The following is an 18,103-nucleotide window of genomic DNA, read 5'->3' on the forward strand; positions in this document are numbered from 1 at the left end:
GAAAACTATACAGGATTGAAATCGCCTAACAATGCCGGAAGGTGGCGAGACGGTTCGCAAAGGCAGACACATAAAAATTATTTCGCCGTCCAGCCGCCGTCGATGGAAATGGTAGTGCCGGTAATGGAGCGCGCCATATCGCCCGCAAGATAAAGCGCCATTTCCGCCACTTCCTCCGGCTGCACGAACCGTCTGGTCGGCTGTGGCGCAAGCATCACCTTCTTCACCACATCGTCCTCGCTCATGCCATGCACCCGCGCCTGATCGGCCACCTGGGCTGCAACCAGCGGGGTCCAGACATAACCCGGGCAGATGGCGTTGCAGGTGATGCCCAGCTCGGCCACTTCCAGCGCCACGCTTTTCGTCAGCCCAACCACGGCGTGTTTGGTTGCCACATAAGGTGCCTTGAAGGGTGAGGCGCGTAATCCATGCGCGGACGCGATATTGACGATGCGGCCCCAGCCCCTTTCCTTCATGCCCGGCAGGGCTGCGTGGATCGTATGGAAAGCGCTGTCGAGCGAGATCGCGACGATGCGCGAGAAATCGGCAAAATCGAACTCGTCGATCGGCGCGACCTTCTGGATGCCGGCATTGTTGACCAGCACATCGATATGGCCGAACTCGGCGATGACTTTTTCCGGAAGGTGCGCGCTCTCGTCGTAATGGGCGAGATTGGCGGAAAAATAGACCGGCCGGTGGCGCGCCACTGTCGCAACCGCTTCAAGGGCCTGCACGCCCTCCGCCGCCGTCTCCACACCGTGGACGGCGACCAGAAACCCGGCTTCGGCAAAACGCTTGGCGATGGCGAGCCCGATGCCGCTGGTGGAACCCGTGACCAGCACGGTTTTCGGTTGATCCTCCATCGGTCTAGTCCTTCAGCTGCGGCAGGTTGCGGAAAAGTTCGAGCGATTCCGGATTTGCGAGTGCATCGGTATTCTTCACTGGCCGGCCATGAATGGTTTCGCGCACCGCGATTTCGGAAATCTTGCCTGAACGGGTACGGGGAATGGCACTGACGGCGATGATCCTTGCCGGCACATGCCGCGGCGTCGCACCTGAACGGATGCGGCTGCGAATGGTCTTTTCCAGCTCCTCCGTCAGGACCGCGCCTTCCTTCATGCGTATGAAAAGGATCACCCGCTGGTCGCCGTCAATATCCTGCCCGACGGCAATGGCCTCCTCGACATCAGGCACGGTTTCCACCTGCCGATAGATTTCCGCCGTACCGATACGGACCCCGCCGGGATTAAGCGTCGTGTCCGAGCGGCCATGGATGACATATCCGCCGGAGGGGCGCAGTTCGGCAAAATCACCATGTGCCCAAATACCGGGAAAACGGTCGAAATAGGCGGCGTGATAACGTGAGCCGTCCTCATCGCCCCAGAATTTGACCGGCATGGACAGGTGAGCATTGCGGCAGACAAGTTCAGCGGCGACGCCGCGAACGGAACGGCCTTCATCATCGAGCGTATCGATATCCATGCCAAGCATCGCGCCCTGCAATTCACCGCGATGAACCGACTGCAGCGGATTGCCGCCAAGAAAACAGGCGCAGATGTCAGTACCGCCAGAAATGGAGGCGAGATGCACATCCGCCTTCCAGTCGCGATAGATATAATCGAAGGATTGCGGGATGAGCGGCGAGCCGGTGGAAACGATTGTCCGCAACGATGAGAGGTCATGGCTCTCGCGCGGCTGCAGGCCCGCTTTCAGGCAGGCGTCAATGAACTTCGCCGACGTGCCGAAAGTGGCAATACCCTCGGCATCGATAAGGTCAATCAGCCGCGCGGTATTTGGATAGCCCGGATTACCGTCATAGGTCACCAGTGTCGCGCCGAGTGCCAGACCGGAAACCTGCCAGTTCCACATCATCCAGCCGCAGGTGGTGAAATAGAAGAAGCGTTCGCCCTGCCTGATATCGCATTGCAGCTTCTGCTCCTTCATATGCTGAAGAAGCAGCCCGCCGCCGGAATGGGTGATGCATTTCGGCTTGCCCGTCGTACCGGAAGAATAAAGGATCGTCAGCGGCGCCTTCACGGGCAGACGGTTGAAGGCAATCTCGCCCGCCGCATAGGGCGCGACGAAATCCGCAAGCGTCAAACAGCCAAGATCGGCGAGGCTTTCGGCAACCAAATCACCAATCAGCACGATCTTTTCAGGCCTCGCACTTTCCGCCACGGCGCGGATGGTCGGGCCGACATCGATGCGTTTGCCGGCATAACCATATTCCGGCACGGCGATCAGGATTTTCGGGTCGATCTGCGACAGACGGTCCGAAGCCCCTGCCGGGCCGAAATCCGGCGAGCAGGACGACCAGATGGCCCCGATGGCGCTCACGGCCAGATAACTGACGATCGCCTCGATATCATGCGTGACGATGGCGCCGACACGGTCGCCCTCCTTCACGCCCGCATGGACCAGCGCCTGCACCATGCGCGACACTTCATCATAGAGCTTCCTGCGGCTTATCTCGCGTCGTGTGCCATCGTCGCGATAGGCGATGATGGCCAACCGTTCATCGGCATCGCGCAACAGGTTTTCCGCATAATTGAGCCGCGCGCCGGGATAAAACTCGGCGTCCCGGATCGTCGCGCCGGCTTTGAATGCCGCCTCGCCGCGCGTGCCGATGATCGCGAGTTCGTCCCACAGCGCATCGTAAAACTCATCCGGGGCGTCGATGGACCAGCGCAAGAGGCCGGCATAATCATCGGCAGCCAGACCGTGCAGCGGTGCGGTTTTCGCCGCGAAAGCAAAAAGCGCCGAGTGCTCCAGCCTTTCCCGCGGCGGCACCCACAGAATATCGGATGGCATGGTCTCCATCATGCTTCGCCTCCGCGCAGCATTTCGACAATGGCGGAAAAATCACGCCCGCCGCCACCTTCGCCAACGAAACTCTCATAAAGCGCCGATGCTGCAGCCCCAAGCGGGGTGGAAACACCCGTGCCATTGGCCGCTGCCTGCGACAGCTTCAGATCCTTCAGCATCAAGGCCGCCGCAAATCCGGGCTGGTAATCCTTGTTGGCGGGTGATGTCGGCACCGGCCCCGGCACCGGGCAATAGGTGGTGAGCGACCAGCATTGCCCCGAGGAGGTGGAAGCAACATCGAACAGCGCCTGGTGCGAAAGGCCGAGTTTTTCGCCGAGCACAAAGGCCTCGGAAACCGCGATCATGGAAATGCCGAGGATCATGTTGTTGCAGATCTTCGCCGCCTGGCCATTGCCGCCTTTGCCGCAATGCACGATCTTCTTGCCCATCGCCTCCAGCACCGACTTTGACGCCGAAAAAGCCTCCGGCTCGCCGCCACACATGAAGGTCAGGGTGCCGGCCGCCGCCCCGCTGGTGCCGCCGGAAACGGGCGCATCGACCGAGGGGCAACCGGCGGAAGCGGCCAGTTCATGCGCCTTCAGCGCGCTTTCCATATCCACCGTCGAACAATCGATGAGCAGCGTTCCGGCGGATACCTTTCGAACCAGGTCGCCATAGACCGACACAACATGTTCGCCCTTCGGCAACATGGTGATGACCACGTCCGCCGCGTGCGTGGCCTCAGTCGCATCCGCCGCAACGGGAATTCCGGCCTCTCTCGCCGCCGTGCGGCAGGCTTCGGAAAGATCAAAACCCCTGACGGCGTACCCCGCCTTGACGAGATTGGCGGCCATCGGCAGGCCCATATGTCCCAGCCCGAGAAAAGCGACGGTCTTCATCGGTGCGTTCCTTTCAGCGATTATCCGCAAGGATCATGTCGGCAGCCTTTTCGGCAATCATGATCGTCGGGGAATTGGTATTTCCGGAGGTGATGCGCGGCATCACCGAGGCGTCGGCGACGCGCAGCCCGGCGAGCCTGCGGAATTTCAGCCTGTTATCGACAACGCTCTCCACATCCGACCCCATGCGCAACGTGCCGACGGGGTGGAAGATGGTGGTGCCGATATCGCCCGCCGCCTTGGCCAGATCATTGTCGTTTTCGAAAGACGGGCCGGGCCGGTATTCCTGCGGGTTAAAGCGGGAAAACGCCGGCTGGGCGACGATGCGGCGCGTCAGCCGCATGGCGTCGATGGCCACCTGACGATCGCCTTCGGTGGAAAGATAGTTCGGGCGGATTTCCGGCTGCATGGCGAAATCCGGTCCTTTCACATGCACTGAGCCCCGGCTTTCCGGCCGCAGATTACAGACACTTGCGGTAATGGCCGGAAAAGTGTGAACCGGATCCCCGAACTTGTCGAGCGAAACCGGCTGGACATGATATTCCAGATCGGCGGTTTCCTTTTCCGGCGAAGAACGGGTGAAGACGCCAAGCTGGCTCGGCGCCATCGACATCGGTCCTGAGCGGGTCAGCGCATATTCCAGCCCGATCCGCGCCTTGCCGAACAGGGTGGAGGCCCGTTCATTCAGCGTCAGAACGCCGGAAACCTTATAGACCATGCGCAATTGCAGATGGTCCTGCAGGTTTTCGCCCACCCCATGAACCTCCGCCACCGTGTCGATACCGGCGGCCTGCAAAACGTCGCCACGGCCGACACCGGAAAGCTCCAGAATATGCGGCGAACCGATCGCGCCGGCTGATAGCACCGTCTCGCGCCGTGCGCGCATCTTTTTCAGGACGCCGTCATGGTGGAACTCGACGCCCGTAACTCGGCCCTCCTCGATGATCAGCCGCTTGACATGCGCTTTGGTCAGGACCGTGAGGTTCTTGCGGCCAAGTGCCGGCTTCAGAAACGCCTTGGCCGTGTTCCAGCGCCAGCCCGAACGTTGGTTGACGTCGAAATAACCGGCACCTTCATTGTCGCCCCGATTGAAGTCATCGGTCGCGGGAATGCCTGCTTCGCCTGCCGCCTTCTGGAAGGCGTCCAGCACATCCCAGCGCACGCGGGCTTTTTCCACCCGCCACTCACCGCCGGCGGAATGCAGGTCGCTCTTGCCGCGGTAAAAATCTTCCGACTTCATGAAATAGGGCAGGATGTCGCTCCAGCCCCAGCCCTCGCAGCCAAGCTGGCGCCAGACATCGTAGTCCCGCGCCTGGCCGCGCATGTAGATCATGCCGTTGATGGAGGAGCAGCCGCCCAGAACCTTGCCGCGCGGATAGATCAGCGCGCGGCCATTGAGCCCCGGCTCTTCGGCCGTCTTGAAACACCAGTCGGTGCGCGGATTGTTGATACAATAGAGATAACCGACGGGAATATGGATCCAGTGGTAATTGTCATTGCCACCCGCCTCCAAGAGCAGGACACGGTTGTTCGGATCCTTTGAAAGGCGGTTGGCAAGGACACATCCGGCACTCCCCGCCCCGATGACAATATAGTCATATTCGCCCATGTCGTTCTCCATGCGCCACCCTTGCCGCGTCGTCCCGGACGCGGAGGAGGCTTTTCAAGTGTTTTCAAAAATATCTAGCCGCGGTGCTGGAAGCCGAGTTTTCTCCCAAGCCGCGACGCGTAAAACTCGCCGATCAGACCGCGCCGGAACACCAGGACGCAGGCCATGAATACAAGGCCGGTAATGATGGTGACCGGGAAATCCGATGTCGCAAGATAGTTCTGCAAGGTGACCACGAGGCCCGCGCCGAAAATCGGGCCAATCATGGTGCCGATACCGCCGAGCAACGTCATCAGAATGACTTCGCCAGACATCTGCCAGGTCACATCCGTCAGCGTCGCGAACTGGAAGACCAGCGCCTTCAGGCCCCCTGCAAGACCGGCCAGCGCCGCCGACATGACGAAAGCACCGAGCTTGTAGCGCTGCACGCTGTAGCCGAGCGAAATGGCGCGCTGCTCGTTTTCACGGATGGATTTCAGGATCATGCCGAAGGGCGAATTGACGAAACGCCAGATGACCAAAAGTGCGAGCACGAAGGCGGCCAGCACCGTATAATAGATGTTGAGCGGCGCATTAAGGTCGAGAAGGCCGAAGAGATGGCCGCGCGGCACGCCCTGCAGGCCGTCCTCGCCATGGGTAAACGGCGCCTGAAGGCAGAAAAAATAAAACATCTGCGACAAGGCAAGCGTGATCATCGCGAAATAGATGCCCTGCCGGCGAATGGCGAAAAAGCCGATCACGAGGCCAAGAAGCGCCGCACCCGCCATGCCGATGATGAGACCTATCTCCGGCGTCACGCCCCATTCCTTCACCGAATAGGCGGTAAAATAGGCAGCACCGCCGAAAAATGCCGCATGGCCGAAGGACAGCAGCCCGGTGTAACCGATCAGCAGATTGAAGGCGCAGGCAAACAGGGCAAAGCACAGAAGCTTCATCAGAAAGATCGGATAGACGAACATCGGCGCGGCGATGAGGACGGCAAGCCCCGCCAGAATGAGCACGGTCTTGATGGTGCCGGCAGTCGTCGAAACTTCCGTCTGCGGCATCGCTCCGGCGGTGGGGCTATGGGTGGCTTTGGACATATCAGGCGTCCTTTCCGAAAAGTCCGGCGGGGCGGATGAGCAGCACAAAGGCCATGATGACGAAGATGACGATATTGGAGGCCTCAGGGTAAAACACCTTGGTCAGGCCTTCGGCGATGCCCAGCATGTAACCGGTGACGATGGCGCCCATGATCGACCCCATGCCGCCAACGACGACCACAGCGAAGACGACGATGATGAGGTTGGTGCCCATCAGCGGCGAGACCTGATAGATGGGTGCGGCCAGCACGCCGGTGAACCCGGCAAGGCCGGCACCCAGCGCATAAGTCAGCGTCAGCAGCACCGGCACGTTGATGCCGAAAGCCTGCACCAGCGTCGGATTTTCCGTCGCCGCCCGCAGATAGGAGCCGAGCCGCGTCTTTTCGATCAGCGCCCAGGTGGCGATGCAGGCGACCAGCGAAATGACGACAACGAAGGCGCGATAATTTGGCAGGAACATGAAGCCGAGATTGGTGCCGCCGGCAAGCTCACGCGGCACCGAATAGGGCTGGCCCGCCGCACCATAAAGCCAGCGGAACGTGCCTTCCACCACCAGCGCCAGACCGAAGGTGAAGAGCAGCCCGTAAAGCGGGTCAAGATCATACAGCCGCGACAGCATGAAACGTTCGACGATCGCGCCGAAAAGCGCGACGACGAGCGGCGTCACGATGAGCGCCATCCAGAAATTGATGCCGAAATATTGCAGGCCGAGGAAGGCGACAAAAGCCCCGAGCATATATTGCGCCCCATGGGCAAAATTGATGACGCGCAGCAGGCCGAAAATGACGGCAAGGCCAAGCGATAGCAGCGCATAAAACGAGCCGTTGATAAGGCCGATCAACAATTGCCCGAGCAGGGCCTGAATTGGAATGCCGAAGATCATCGTCATCGTTAAACCCCCAGCACTTTATTGAGTTCGCCCATGCGGGCCGAAAGCTCGCCCACCGGAAAATTGCTGACCATCTGGCCATGATCCATCAGGTAGAAGCGATCAGCGATACGGCTGGCAAACCGGAAATTCTGCTCTACCAGAACCACGGTCATGCCGCGGCTCTTCAGTTTTTGCAGCACTTCGCCGATGCGTTGGACGATGACGGGCGCAAGCCCCTCGGTCGGTTCATCGAGCAGCAGCACCTTCACCCCGGTGCGCAGGATGCGCGCCATGGCCAGCATCTGCTGCTCGCCGCCGGAAAGCTTGGTGCCGGGGCTGGTGCGGCGCTCATGGAGGTTGGGGAACAATTCATAGATTTCATCAAGCGTCATGCCGCCGGAGGCGACCACGGGCGGCAGCATCAGATTTTCCTCGACACTCAGCGTCGCGAAGATGCCGCGCTCTTCCGGCACGAAACCAATGCCGTATTTTGCCGTGCGATGCAGCGGCACCGGCATCATATCTTTGCCACCAAGCTTGATGACGCCCTTGCGGTTGCGGATGATGCCCATGATGGTGCGCAGCGTCGTGGTCTTGCCCACGCCATTGCGGCCGAGAATGGTGATTGTTTCACCCTCGCCGACCGTTAGATCGACGCCGTGCAGCGCCTGGCTTTCGCCATACCAGGATTTCAGGTTGGAGACTTCCAGCATTGCCGCCATATCAAGCCTCCTCCGTGCCCATATAGGCCGTGCGCACGCGCGGATCGGCGGAAACGGCGGCATAATCGCCCTCCGCCAGAATTTCGCCGCGCTGCAGAACCGTGACCTGATGGCAGATATCGGCCACGACCTTCAGATTATGTTCGACCATCAGCACCGCGCGTGTCTTTGCCACCTCGCGGATGAGCTCGGCGACATGGGAGACATCTTCCCCACCCATGCCGGCCATCGGCTCGTCCAGCAGCAGAACCTTCGGATCGAGCGCCAGCGTGGTGGCGATTTCGAGAACCCGCTTGCGACCGTAAGACAGATCGGCCGCAAGCGCGTTTTTTTCCCTCATCAGGCCGACCATGGCGATCAGTTCCTCGGCGCGGGCGTTCAGCCTGTCGAGCGAGGAGAGCGGCAGCCAGAATTGCGTTGCAAGGCTATTGGGCCGCTGCAACGCCACCCGCACGTTTTCCAGAACCGTCAGATGCGGAAACACCGCCGATATCTGAAAAGAACGCACGAGACCGAGACGCGCCACCTTGTCCGGTGGCGTCTTTGTTATATCCGTTCCCATGAAGGTGATCGCCCCGCCCGTCGGCTGGAGAAACTTGGTCAACAGATTAAAGACCGTCGTCTTGCCGGCGCCGTTCGGACCGATCAGCGCATGCACGCGGGCATGATGCACGTCGAGATCGACGTTTTTCACGGCCGCGAATGCGCCGAAGGTTTTGGTGAGACCACGCGCCGAAAGAACGACACGAGGTTTGGCCTGCCCGGCAGGGGGGTCGGCCTGCCCGGCGGGGGCGGGAGCGATCATCATGAAACTTTCCCCTTTTTTACGTCAGTCTTTTATTGCGTCACCAGCGGGCAACCACTTTTTGTGGGGTCCATGAAGGCTTCCTTGCCGGGGATGGTGGCGAGCACCTTGTAATAATCCCAGGGCTGCTTGCTCTCATCCGGCTTCTTCACTTCCATGAGATACATGTCATGGATCATGCGGCCGTTGGCGGCCACATGGCCGTCCTTGGCGAAGACGTCGTTAACAGGCATTTCCTTCATGGCCTTGGCGACGGCATCGGCATCGTCAGTGCCGGCCTTTTCGATGGCCTTCAGATAATGCAGCACGGCGGAATAGGTACCGGTATGGATCATGTTGGGCATGGCGCCGGTGCGTTCCTTGAAGCGCTCACCGAATTTGCGCGATTCATCGTCGCGGTCCCAATAAAATCCTTCCGTCAGCGTCAACCCTTGAGCCGCCTCAAGACCGAGGCCATGCACTTCCGCAAGCGTGAAGAGGAGCGCAGCAAGCCGCTGGCCGCCGGCGACGATGCCGAATTCGGACGCCTGCTTGATGGCGTTGGAGGTATCGAGACCGGCATTTGCGAGGCCGATAACCTTCGCACCCGAGGACTGCGCCTGCAGCAGGAACGAAGAATAATCCGTCGTCGCCAGAGGATGGCGCACCGAGCCGAGCACCTTACCACCATTGGCCTTGACGAAATTGCTGGTGTTTTCTTCCAGCGAATAACCAAAAGCGTAGTCTGCGGTGAGGAAGAACCAGCTGTCACCGCCCTGCTTGACGAGCGCGCCGCCGGTGCCGACCGCCAGCGAATAGGTGTCATAGGCCCAGTGGAAACCATAGGGGCTGCACTGCTTGCCGGTCAGTTCGGTGGTTGCCGCACCGGTGTTGATGGTAATCTTCTTCTTGTCTTTCGAGAGCGCCTGTACGGCAAGACCCACCGACGACGAGGTCAATTCCATGATCGAATCGACCTGCTCGGTATCGTACCATTGCCGGGCAATGTTGGAGGCCACATCCGCCTTGTTCTGGTGGTCGGCGGTGACGACCTCAACCGGCGCACCCAGCACCTTGCCGCCGAAATCCTCGACCGCCATCTTCGCGGCTTCATAAGAGTATTTGCCGCCGAAGTTGGCGTAGACGCCCGACTGGTCGTTCAGGATGCCGATCTTGACCTTACCGTCGGAAATCTCGGCCGCATAAGCGGCAGTGCCGGCGGCCAGTGCCATGGCCGTGGATAAAACGATACTCTTGCGCATGACTTCTCCTCCCAGAGATGATTGCGAGCCTCAGATTGTCTGTGCAGCGGTGAACCGAAACCGTTGCACCCGAATGGCCGCACCGCCCTCCTCAAAGCGATGCATCCTCAGCCTAGACTTCTCGAATTCGGCCGTTGACACAAGAGCCGGGCATTATCAAATTACGAACAGGAACTGTTCATTTTTGAACAGAACTCTTGACGGGAGACGGAAATGGCCACCCCTTTCACCTGGGACGACCTGCAATATTTTCTGGCGGTGGCCCGCACCGGACAGCTCTCATCGGCCGCCCGCAGCCTGCGCACCAGTCACGCCACCGTCTCCCGCCATATCGACCGGCTGGAATTCTCGCTTAAAACCAAGCTGTTCGAGCGAAATCCGCGCGGTTACGAACTAACGACAGTGGGACGGCGGCTGGTGGATACCGTCGAGCGCATCGAGGCGGAGGCGGAACGGCTGCAATCGGATATTTCCGAAAGCGGCAGCCTGCTGCGCGGCGTGGTGCGCCTGAGCGCTCCTGAAGGTTTTTCCAATTTTTTCTTCGTGGAAAGGCTGAAGGACTTCGCCGCAACCCATCCCCACATCATGGTGGAAATGGTGACGATCCAGCAGATCATGGCTTTGTCCCGGAAAGAGGCGGATGTGGCGGTCACACTCGATCCGCCGAAAGCGGGTCCATACATCAACGAACAGATCATCGATTACACGCTGCATATCTATGCCTCGCGCTCCTATCTTGCTGGCCACCCGAAAATCACCCGGCGCGAGGATCTGCCGAATCATTTCTTCATCGGTTACGTGCAGGACCTGATCTTCTCGCCCGGCCTCGATTATATGCGCGACGTGTGGCCCGGCCTGCGCCCCAACTTCCAGTCCTCGAGCATTTTCGCGCAGCTGACCGCCACGCTGAGTGGCCGTGGCCTCTGCATCCTGCCGAACTTCATCGCCGCGCGCTTTCCGGATTTGCAGATGGTGCTACCAGGCGATGTCGAGCTGCGGCGCGGTTACTGGCTGACCAGCCATCAAGATTTTGCCAACGTGCCGCGTGTGCGCTCGCTGATGGATTTCATTCTCACCACCGCGCGTGCGCATGAAAATCTCTTCATTCTCGATCGCAAGTCGATCACCTGAAACGGCCATCGTTCACATTTCGGCGACACCGTGTCTCCGGATGACCGGTTGGAGGAAATCCGGCCCTGCTTATATGACAGACAACAACGAAGCCGGTTTGTGAAAACCGGCATCCTCCGACATCTGGAAGGTCATCATGAAAAAGATCGGATTTCTATCCTTCGGCCACTGGACGCCGTCGCCCCAGTCGCAAACCCGCTCCGCGGCCGACACGCTGCTGCAATCGATCGACCTCGCCGTGGCTGCGGAAGAACTGGGGGCTGATGGCGCCTATTTCCGCGTGCACCATTTTGCCCGCCAGCTGGCCTCGCCCTTCCCGCTTCTGGCCGCCGTCGGCGCCCGCACGAAGAAGATCGAGATCGGCACCGGCGTCATCGACATGCGTTATGAAAACCCGTTCTACATGGTGGAGGATGCCGGCTCGGCAGACCTCATCGCCGGCGGGCGCCTGCAACTCGGCATCAGCCGCGGTTCGCCGGAGCAGGTGATCGATGGCTGGCGTTATTTCGGTTATCGCCCGGCCGAAGGTGAGAGCGAAGAGGACATGGCGCGGCAGCATACCGAGGTGTTCCTCGAGCTTCTGAAGGGTGAAGGCTTCGCTGAGCCGAACCCACGGCCGATGTTCCCGAACCCGCCCGGCCTTTTGCGTCTGGAACCCCATTCCGAAGGGCTGCGCGAGCGCATCTGGTGGGGCTCAAGTTCGAATGCGACGGCAGTCTGGGCGGCAAAGCTTGGCATGAACCTGCAAAGCTCCACCCTGAAGACAGACGAAACGGGTGAGCCTTTCCATGTTCAGCAGGCGCAGCAGATCCGCACCTTCCGGGAAGCCTGGAAAGAAGCCGGTCATACACGTGAGCCGCGTGTATCTGTCAGCCGCAGCATCTTCGCGCTCGTTAATGATCGTGACCGGTCCTATTTCGGTTACGGCAATGAAGGTGACGACAAGATTGGTTACATCGACGACAAGACGCGCGCGATCTTCGGACGCAGTTATGCCGCCGAACCCGAAAAGCTGATCGAACAGTTGAAGGCGGACGAAGCGATCGCCGAGGCCGACACGCTGCTCCTGACCGTGCCGAACCAGCTGGGCGTCGATTACAACGCCCATGTGATCGAGACGATCCTGAAGCAGGTAGCGCCGGCTCTCGGCTGGCGATAACGGCTAGTTCTCGAAATGAGTAAGGCGGCGCATTCTCTGCGCCGCCTTTTTTTATTTCACCGCCTTGCCATAACGGGTGAAGCTTTCAGCCAGCGGCGTGGTGCTCGCGCCCGGCTGCTCCGGCCGTTTGTAGACACCGTCACGCACATGGATCGGCTCTTCGAAATGATCCTTGATCCACGGAATATATTCGAGGATGGTCGATGCGGGGTGCCAGTAGCTCAGATGCACATGCACCTGGCTCATCTCACCCGCATGCGGCACGACGGGCAGGCGGTGGGCGAGTGCGAGGTCGGCGACCTGGATATATTCGGTGATGCCGCCAAGCCGCGTCACGTCAGGCTGGACATAGGCAACCGCGCCGGCATCGATGAAGGAACGGAACGCATCCACCGTATAAAGCTGCTCCCCCAGCGCAATCGGAATGGAGGTGTTGCGCGCCAGCCGGGCATGGCTGGTGACGTCGTCATACCAGAGCGGTTCCTCAAACCAGTAGATATCCAAATCTTTCGCTGCCGCGCAGAAACGCTGGCAGGTTGGCAGGTCCCACTTGCCGTTGCCATCAATGGCGATACGAACAGCGGAACCGACACGTTTGCGAACGGCGGTAAGGCGGGCAATATCGATGTTCGGATCGTCATGCCCGACCTTGATTTTCAGGCGCGTGAAACCGTCTTCCTCCACCGCCCTGGCGCTGCCCGCCAGCAAGTCTTCCAGCGAGAAGGAAAGCCAGCCGATATCGGTATTATAGGCCTCCACCCCTGCCGTGCGGGCGCCGCCGAGATAGTGCCAGAGCGGCACGCCGGCCTTTTTTGCCTTGATATCCCACAGCGCCACGTCGATCGCGGCGAGCGCCAGATGGGTGATCCCAGCCCGGCCGACCCATTGCAGAGAGGGATAACGGCCTAGTTTCGTCCAGAGCCTTGAATGGTCGGATGCATCCTCGTCCAGCAGAAGGGGCGCATAACAATCGCTGATGCAGGATGTGATCAGCCTGTCGGACGGCAGATGCGCGTGGGTGCCGGTGAAACCATACCCCTCGATCCCGTCGCTCGTCGTGATTTTCGCACCGACAACGCCCCAATGGGTGATGCTGTGGGTGGAATCGGAAATGGACTCCGATGTCAGCGGCAGATGCAGGATAAAAGGTTCGACAGCAGCTATTTTCATGATCGGTCATTCCTCGTTGCTTGAACGGCTTGCGAGGAGAAATAGACACGCTTCCGCGATCCACGGACGCGGTGACGGTTTTGGTGAAGCGACCCCCCCGCCCTCCTCCGACGGTTGGTATCCAATGGGGATAGAGCTAACGCAAAAACGGCTTTTGTAAAATAAAAAATTTTTTATTTTTAATATTCAGCCATTGCCTGTCCCGCGAAGCTGGGGGATGATGCCGTCATGAACACGCTGGTCAAAGTCACACTCGCCGATCAGGCGCATCGGGAACTACGCGCCCGCATCGTCAGCGGCAGATTGCGCGGCGGCGAACGCCTGCTGCCGAATGAGCTTGCCGCCGATCTTGGCATCAGCCCCACGCCCGTCAAGGAAGCCTGCCTGAAGCTCGAGGCCGATGGCCTGGTGGTCAATTCCTCAAGGCGCGGCATGGTGGTGCGTGATTTTACCGTGGAGGATGTGGAGGAGCTCTACGCCGCCAGAATGCTGCTCGAAAAAGGTGCGGTGGAAGTGGCTTTCGATGCCGGGCAATTAAACGACGCCCTGCATGCGCAACTGGTGGAAAGCCTTGCTCAACATCGCGCATTCGCCAAGGGCTCAACACTCGATGAATTGTCGAGAGCGCTTTTTTTCGATCGCAGCTTCCATGCAGCGCTCGTTTCCGCCGCCCGCATTCCGGTCATTTCCGGCACGCATGAGCGTATTCTCGACCAGACCCACACAGTGTTCGTGTCGATCCTCGGCGATTACGCCCGCTCTGTCGAAGAACACCAGAATATCGCCGACGCCATCGCCGCCCGCAGCAAGGTCCAGATCGTCGATGCACTATGGCGGCATCTGGAACGCAGCCGGCAGAACACGTTGCGGCAAGTGCGTTTGCTGAAAGAGGCCGTTGGCTGAGCCGAAAAAGAAAAGGCCGGAAATCCGGCCCTTTCGACTGTTGATCGTTCCACCCATCGACCTCAGGCCGTCGCGGCCTGCCGTGCCGCCTTGCGGCGCTCCACGCGGGCGCGGATGGCGTCGACATCCGTGATCGGTGTCGCGGCAAAAAGCTGGCGCGTATAAGGATGCTTCGGATCGGCGAAAAGTTCCTCGCGCGAGCCCTGCTCCACGGCCTCGCCCTTGGAGATGACCAGCACGTCGTCGGCGATATAGCGGACCACGGAAAGATCGTGGCTGACGAAAACATAGGTCAGCTTGAATTCTTCCTGAAGATCGCGCAACAGGTTCAAGACCTGCGCCTGCACCGAAAGATCGAGTGCCGAGACCGGCTCATCCAGAACCAGCAGCGCCGGATTCAGCATCAGCGCACGCGCAATGGCGATGCGCTGGCGCTGACCGCCCGAGAACATGTGCGGATAGCGGTTGAAATGCTCAGGGCCGAGACCGACCTTGACCAGCATGGCCTCAGCCCGCTCGCGGCGCTCGGCAGCCGGTATTTTCGTGTTGATGATGAGCGGTTCCATCAGCACGTCGCCCACTTTCTGGCGCGGGTTGAGACTGCCATAGGGGTTCTGGAACACCATCTGCACCTTGGAGCGCATCTGCGTGTCCGGCCGACGCCTGGAGATATCGACTGGCTTGCCGTCGATCTTGAGCTCACCGCCCGATGCCGGGTCGATCAGCGCGATGATACGGGCAAGCGTCGACTTGCCCGAACCGGATTCGCCGACAATGGCCAGCGTCTTGCCGCGTTCGACGGCAAAATCGATGCCCTTCAGCGCCTGGACGGTTTTTGCACCGCCGAACAGGCCGCCCGGAACGTGATAATGGCGGGTAATACCCTTGCCTTCGACAACGATACTCATCGAACGCCCTCCTTGCCGAAGAAATCGGAGACCGTGGGCAGACGGTCGCCGGTGGCATTTTCCGGCAGGGCCGAAAGCAGTGCCTTGGTATAGGGATGCTGCGGGGCTTCGAAGAGGCTCAAGACGTCCGCCTCCTCCATCTTGCGGCCCTTATATTGCACGACGACGCGGTCGGCGGTTTCCGCCACTACACCCATGTCATGGGTGATGAGGATCAGCGCCATGCCATATTCTTCCTGCAACTTCATCAACAGGTCGAGGATCTGCTTCTGGATCGTCACGTCGAGCGCGGTCGTCGGCTCGTCGGCGATCAAAAGGCGCGGTTTGGAGGCAATCGCGATGGCGATCATCACACGCTGGCACTGGCCGCCCGACATCTGGTGCGGATAGGCCTTGAGCTTCGTTTCCGGCTCGGGAATGCCGACGGCCTGGAAGAGTTCCAGAGCACGCGCACGCGCGGCAGCACCGCTCATGCCGAGATTGAGGCGCAGAACTTCCTCGATCTGGAAACCGACCGTGAAGGACGGGTTGAGCGAGGCGACGGGTTCCTGGAAGATCATGGTGATCTCCCGGCCGATCACCCTGCGGCGCTCCTGCGACGACATGTTCAAAAGGTTCTTGCCGTCGAAGGTCATCTCATCGGCGGTAATCGTCGCCGTATCGGGCAGAAGCCCCATGACGGCGAGCATCGATACCGACTTGCCGGAACCGGACTCACCAACGATGGCCAGTACCTCGTGCTTGTCGACGGAAACATCGATGCCGTCGACAGCCGTGAAGGCACCGGTGGCCGTGGCGAATTTGACGGTGAGGTTCTTGATTTTCAGCAGGCTCATTGCTCAGCTCCGCTTCAGTTTGGGATCGAGCGCATCACGCAGGCCGTCACCCATCAGGTTGATGGCCAGCACCGAGATCAGGATCGTCAGGCCGGGAAGGGTCACGACCCACCAGGCACGCAGGATGAACTCCCGCGCTTCGGCGAGCATCGTGCCCCATTCGGAGGCGGGCGGCTGTGCACCCATGCCGAGGAAGCCGAGCGCCGCAGCATCGAGAACGGCGGACGAGAAGGACAGCGTCGCCTGAACGATCAGCGGCGCAAGGCAGTTCGGCAGGATCGTCTTGAACATCAGCCGCAGATTGCCGGCACCGGCCACGCGGGCAGCGGTGACATATTCACGTCGCAACTCGCTCATGACAGCGGCGCGCGTCAGGCGCGCAAAATGCGGCTGATAGACGATGGCGATGGCGATCATGGCGTTGGTCAATCCGGGACCCAAGATCGCAACCAGCACCAGAGCGAGCAGCAGCGACGGAAACGCCAGGATGACGTCCATCACGCGCATGATGACGGTATCCACCCAGCCGCCGAAAAAGCCGGCGACGAGACCGATGACGATGCCGCCAACAAGGGCGATGGAAACGACGACGACGCCGATGAACAGCGAATACTGCGCACCATAAATCAGCCGGGACAGCATGTCGCGACCGACGGCGTCGGTGCCGAAGAAGAAGCCCGCACGGCCACCTTCCTGCCAGACCGGCGGCACGAGCAGCGCATCGCGATATTGCTGGGTTGGATCATGCGGCGCGATCAGCGGCGCAAAAACCGCCACCAGCACCAGCAGAATGAAAACGGCAAGGCCGATGACGGCACCGCGGTTCTGGCGGAAATAGAACCAGAAATCGGCGATCATCCGGCGGCGGATGGCAGCGTCCGAAAGGCGGACGCCGGGGGTGGTGATCACATCGGTCATTTGTGACGGATCCTCGGATTGATGAGGCCATAGGTCAGATCGACAAGCAGGTTGACGATCATCACCAGACCCGCGATCAGAAGCAGGCCGCTCTGCACGACGGGATAGTCGCGGCGCGAGATGGAATCGATCATCCACTTGCCGATGCCCGGCCAGGAAAAGATGGTTTCGGTCAGAATGGCGCCAGCCATCAGCACGCCGATCTGCAGGCCGATGGTGGTGATGACCGGGATCATGGCGTTGCGCAACGCATGAATGCCGACGACGCGGGAGGCCGACATGCCCTTTGCCCGTGCCGTGCGAACATAATCCTCACCCAGGACTTCCAGCATCGCCGAGCGCGTCTGGCGCGCGATCACCGCCAAGGGAATGGTGGCAAGCACCACCGAGGGCAGGATGAGATGCGACAGGGCAGACGCGAAAGCGCCCTTCTGTCCTGAAATCAGGCTGTCGATCAGCATGAAACCGGTGACGGAGGGGAAGAAATACATCAGCGAAATACGGCCCGACACCGGTGTCCATTGCAGGATGCCGGAGAACATGATGATGAGCAGCAGCCCCCACCAGAAGATCGGCATGGAGAAACCGACAAGCGCCGTCGTCATGGAAATCTGGTCGAACCAGGAACCACGACGAATGGCGGCGATGACGCCGACCGGCACGCCGATTACGGTGGCGATGATGATGGCGACAAGGCCAAGCTCGACCGTCGCGGGGAAGAGCGCCAGGAACTCGGTCAGAACGGGTTTCTTGGTGACCAGCGAATTGCCGAGGTCGCCCTGAAGCAGCCGTCCGAGAAAATGAAGATATTGCTGCCAGATCGGCTGGGCGAAGCCGAGCTGTTCGGCAAGCTGCGCATGCCGCTCAGGCGATATGCCACGTTCGCCCGCCATCAGCAGCACGGGATCTCCCGGCAGGACGCGCACGAAGGCAAAGGCGACGATGGTGATCCCGAGGAATGTCGGAACGAGATAGAGAAGTTTGCCGAAAATGAACCGGATCATGGTTTTTTCCTGAAAAGACGCGCGGAAGAACAGGGTTCTT

The 18,103-nt window shown here is 60.1% G+C and carries 17 protein-coding genes; 3 read left to right on the plus strand and 14 right to left on the minus strand.

Features of this window, described 5'->3' with window-relative positions; genetic code table 11:
• Window positions 1-77: 77 nt before the first annotated feature.
• From GSF67_RS18025 to GSF67_RS18065, 9 genes are all read right to left on the minus strand, one after another.
• Window positions 78-863: a 3-hydroxybutyrate dehydrogenase gene (locus GSF67_RS18025; RefSeq protein ID WP_006313889.1), complete on the minus strand. Its 786-nt coding sequence runs from the start codon at window positions 861-863 to the stop codon at window positions 78-80.
• Window positions 864-867: 4 nt separating this feature from the next.
• Entirely contained in the window at window positions 868-2,823 is a 1,956-nt protein-coding gene (locus GSF67_RS18030) for an acetoacetate--CoA ligase (RefSeq protein ID WP_176072059.1), read from the minus strand.
• Entirely contained in the window at window positions 2,820-3,704 is an 885-nt protein-coding gene (mmsB, locus tag GSF67_RS18035; protein WP_006313878.1) for a 3-hydroxyisobutyrate dehydrogenase, read from the minus strand. The genes GSF67_RS18030 and mmsB overlap by 4 nt, the downstream gene beginning before the upstream one ends.
• A gap of 13 nt (window positions 3,705-3,717) precedes the next feature.
• Window positions 3,718-5,313: a GMC family oxidoreductase gene (locus GSF67_RS18040; protein WP_035215765.1), complete on the minus strand. Its 1,596-nt coding sequence runs from the start codon at window positions 5,311-5,313 to the stop codon at window positions 3,718-3,720.
• Between the two features lie 74 nt (window positions 5,314-5,387).
• On the minus strand, window positions 5,388-6,395 hold the full coding sequence (locus GSF67_RS18045) for a branched-chain amino acid ABC transporter permease (protein WP_006313874.1): 1,008 nt from the start codon (window positions 6,393-6,395) through the stop codon (window positions 5,388-5,390).
• A 1-nt stretch (window position 6,396) separates the two neighbouring features.
• Complete coding sequence (locus tag GSF67_RS18050) at window positions 6,397-7,284, minus strand: branched-chain amino acid ABC transporter permease (protein WP_006313872.1); 888 nt, start codon at window positions 7,282-7,284, stop codon at window positions 6,397-6,399.
• A gap of 2 nt (window positions 7,285-7,286) precedes the next feature.
• Complete coding sequence (locus GSF67_RS18055) at window positions 7,287-7,988, minus strand: ABC transporter ATP-binding protein (RefSeq protein WP_006313865.1); 702 nt, start codon at window positions 7,986-7,988, stop codon at window positions 7,287-7,289.
• 1 nt (window position 7,989) lies between these two features.
• Window positions 7,990-8,796, minus strand: coding sequence for an ABC transporter ATP-binding protein (locus GSF67_RS18060; RefSeq protein ID WP_006313859.1), 807 nt, complete (start codon window positions 8,794-8,796; stop codon window positions 7,990-7,992).
• Between the two features lie 29 nt (window positions 8,797-8,825).
• Window positions 8,826-10,034 carry an ABC transporter substrate-binding protein gene (locus tag GSF67_RS18065; protein ID WP_006313854.1) on the minus strand — a complete coding sequence of 403 codons (1,209 nt, stop codon included), beginning with the start codon at window positions 10,032-10,034 and terminating at the stop codon, window positions 8,826-8,828.
• Between the two features lie 213 nt (window positions 10,035-10,247).
• On the opposite strand from GSF67_RS18065, the gene GSF67_RS18070 reads away from it, so the two are divergent.
• On the plus strand, window positions 10,248-11,165 hold the full coding sequence (locus GSF67_RS18070) for a LysR family transcriptional regulator (protein ID WP_006313852.1): 918 nt from the start codon (window positions 10,248-10,250) through the stop codon (window positions 11,163-11,165).
• 136 nt (window positions 11,166-11,301) lie between these two features.
• Window positions 11,302-12,324, plus strand: a complete 1,023-nt coding sequence (locus GSF67_RS18075) for an LLM class flavin-dependent oxidoreductase (RefSeq protein WP_006313850.1) — start codon at window positions 11,302-11,304, stop codon at window positions 12,322-12,324.
• A gap of 51 nt (window positions 12,325-12,375) precedes the next feature.
• Here the strand turns inward: GSF67_RS18075 and GSF67_RS18080 are convergent, their stop codons facing one another.
• Complete coding sequence (locus tag GSF67_RS18080) at window positions 12,376-13,494, minus strand: mandelate racemase/muconate lactonizing enzyme family protein (RefSeq protein ID WP_176072060.1); 1,119 nt, start codon at window positions 13,492-13,494, stop codon at window positions 12,376-12,378.
• A gap of 228 nt (window positions 13,495-13,722) precedes the next feature.
• Here GSF67_RS18080 and GSF67_RS18085 point away from each other — a divergent pair, with 228 nt between their 5' ends.
• The gene (locus GSF67_RS18085; protein WP_006313847.1) at window positions 13,723-14,397 is read left to right on the plus strand and encodes a GntR family transcriptional regulator; all 675 of its coding nucleotides are present in this window, start codon (window positions 13,723-13,725) and stop codon (window positions 14,395-14,397) included.
• 62 nt (window positions 14,398-14,459) lie between these two features.
• Here the strand turns inward: GSF67_RS18085 and GSF67_RS18090 are convergent, their stop codons facing one another.
• Genes GSF67_RS18090 through GSF67_RS18105 form a run of 4 tightly spaced genes read right to left on the minus strand, consistent with a single transcriptional unit; the run spans window position 14,460 to window position 18,063 of the window.
• Window positions 14,460-15,305 carry an ATP-binding cassette domain-containing protein gene (locus GSF67_RS18090; RefSeq protein ID WP_006313846.1) on the minus strand — a complete coding sequence of 282 codons (846 nt, stop codon included), beginning with the start codon at window positions 15,303-15,305 and terminating at the stop codon, window positions 14,460-14,462.
• Window positions 15,302-16,141 carry an ABC transporter ATP-binding protein gene (locus GSF67_RS18095; RefSeq protein ID WP_006313845.1) on the minus strand — a complete coding sequence of 280 codons (840 nt, stop codon included), beginning with the start codon at window positions 16,139-16,141 and terminating at the stop codon, window positions 15,302-15,304. The genes GSF67_RS18090 and GSF67_RS18095 overlap by 4 nt, the downstream gene beginning before the upstream one ends.
• A 3-nt stretch (window positions 16,142-16,144) precedes the next feature.
• Complete coding sequence (locus tag GSF67_RS18100; protein WP_006313844.1) at window positions 16,145-17,059, minus strand: ABC transporter permease subunit; 915 nt, start codon at window positions 17,057-17,059, stop codon at window positions 16,145-16,147.
• The gene (locus GSF67_RS18105; protein ID WP_006313843.1) at window positions 17,056-18,063 is read right to left on the minus strand and encodes an ABC transporter permease subunit; all 1,008 of its coding nucleotides are present in this window, start codon (window positions 18,061-18,063) and stop codon (window positions 17,056-17,058) included. Before GSF67_RS18105 ends, GSF67_RS18100 begins: the two co-directional genes overlap by 4 nt.
• Window positions 18,064-18,103 lie beyond the last annotated feature (40 nt).

Origin of the sequence: Agrobacterium sp. CGMCC 11546, assembly GCF_013365515.1 — a bacterium.
GTDB classification, from domain to species: domain Bacteria; phylum Pseudomonadota; class Alphaproteobacteria; order Rhizobiales; family Rhizobiaceae; genus Agrobacterium; species Agrobacterium fabrum.

What these genes read in the sequence shown, in the direction of transcription:
- GSF67_RS18080 (WP_176072060.1), bottom strand. Translation starts at nt 13,494, where the DNA reads ATGAAAATAGCTGCTGTCGAACCTTTTATCCTGCATCTGCCGCTGACA.
- mmsB (WP_006313878.1), bottom strand. Translation starts at nt 3,704, where the DNA reads ATGAAGACCGTCGCTTTTCTCGGGCTGGGACATATGGGCCTGCCGATG.
- GSF67_RS18085 (WP_006313847.1), top strand. Translation starts at nt 13,723, where the DNA reads ATGAACACGCTGGTCAAAGTCACACTCGCCGATCAGGCGCATCGGGAA.
- GSF67_RS18100 (WP_006313844.1), bottom strand. Translation starts at nt 17,059, where the DNA reads ATGACCGATGTGATCACCACCCCCGGCGTCCGCCTTTCGGACGCTGCC.
- GSF67_RS18050 (WP_006313872.1), bottom strand. Translation starts at nt 7,284, where the DNA reads ATGACGATGATCTTCGGCATTCCAATTCAGGCCCTGCTCGGGCAATTG.
- GSF67_RS18030 (WP_176072059.1), bottom strand. Translation starts at nt 2,823, where the DNA reads ATGATGGAGACCATGCCATCCGATATTCTGTGGGTGCCGCCGCGGGAA.
- GSF67_RS18075 (WP_006313850.1), top strand. Translation starts at nt 11,302, where the DNA reads ATGAAAAAGATCGGATTTCTATCCTTCGGCCACTGGACGCCGTCGCCC.
- GSF67_RS18095 (WP_006313845.1), bottom strand. Translation starts at nt 16,141, where the DNA reads ATGAGCCTGCTGAAAATCAAGAACCTCACCGTCAAATTCGCCACGGCC.
- GSF67_RS18090 (WP_006313846.1), bottom strand. Translation starts at nt 15,305, where the DNA reads ATGAGTATCGTTGTCGAAGGCAAGGGTATTACCCGCCATTATCACGTT.
- GSF67_RS18025 (WP_006313889.1), bottom strand. Translation starts at nt 863, where the DNA reads ATGGAGGATCAACCGAAAACCGTGCTGGTCACGGGTTCCACCAGCGGC.
- GSF67_RS18060 (WP_006313859.1), bottom strand. Translation starts at nt 8,796, where the DNA reads ATGATGATCGCTCCCGCCCCCGCCGGGCAGGCCGACCCCCCTGCCGGG.
- GSF67_RS18105 (WP_006313843.1), bottom strand. Translation starts at nt 18,063, where the DNA reads ATGATCCGGTTCATTTTCGGCAAACTTCTCTATCTCGTTCCGACATTC.
- GSF67_RS18040 (WP_035215765.1), bottom strand. Translation starts at nt 5,313, where the DNA reads ATGGGCGAATATGACTATATTGTCATCGGGGCGGGGAGTGCCGGATGT.
- GSF67_RS18045 (WP_006313874.1), bottom strand. Translation starts at nt 6,395, where the DNA reads ATGTCCAAAGCCACCCATAGCCCCACCGCCGGAGCGATGCCGCAGACG.
- GSF67_RS18055 (WP_006313865.1), bottom strand. Translation starts at nt 7,988, where the DNA reads ATGGCGGCAATGCTGGAAGTCTCCAACCTGAAATCCTGGTATGGCGAA.
- GSF67_RS18065 (WP_006313854.1), bottom strand. Translation starts at nt 10,034, where the DNA reads ATGCGCAAGAGTATCGTTTTATCCACGGCCATGGCACTGGCCGCCGGC.
- GSF67_RS18070 (WP_006313852.1), top strand. Translation starts at nt 10,248, where the DNA reads ATGGCCACCCCTTTCACCTGGGACGACCTGCAATATTTTCTGGCGGTG.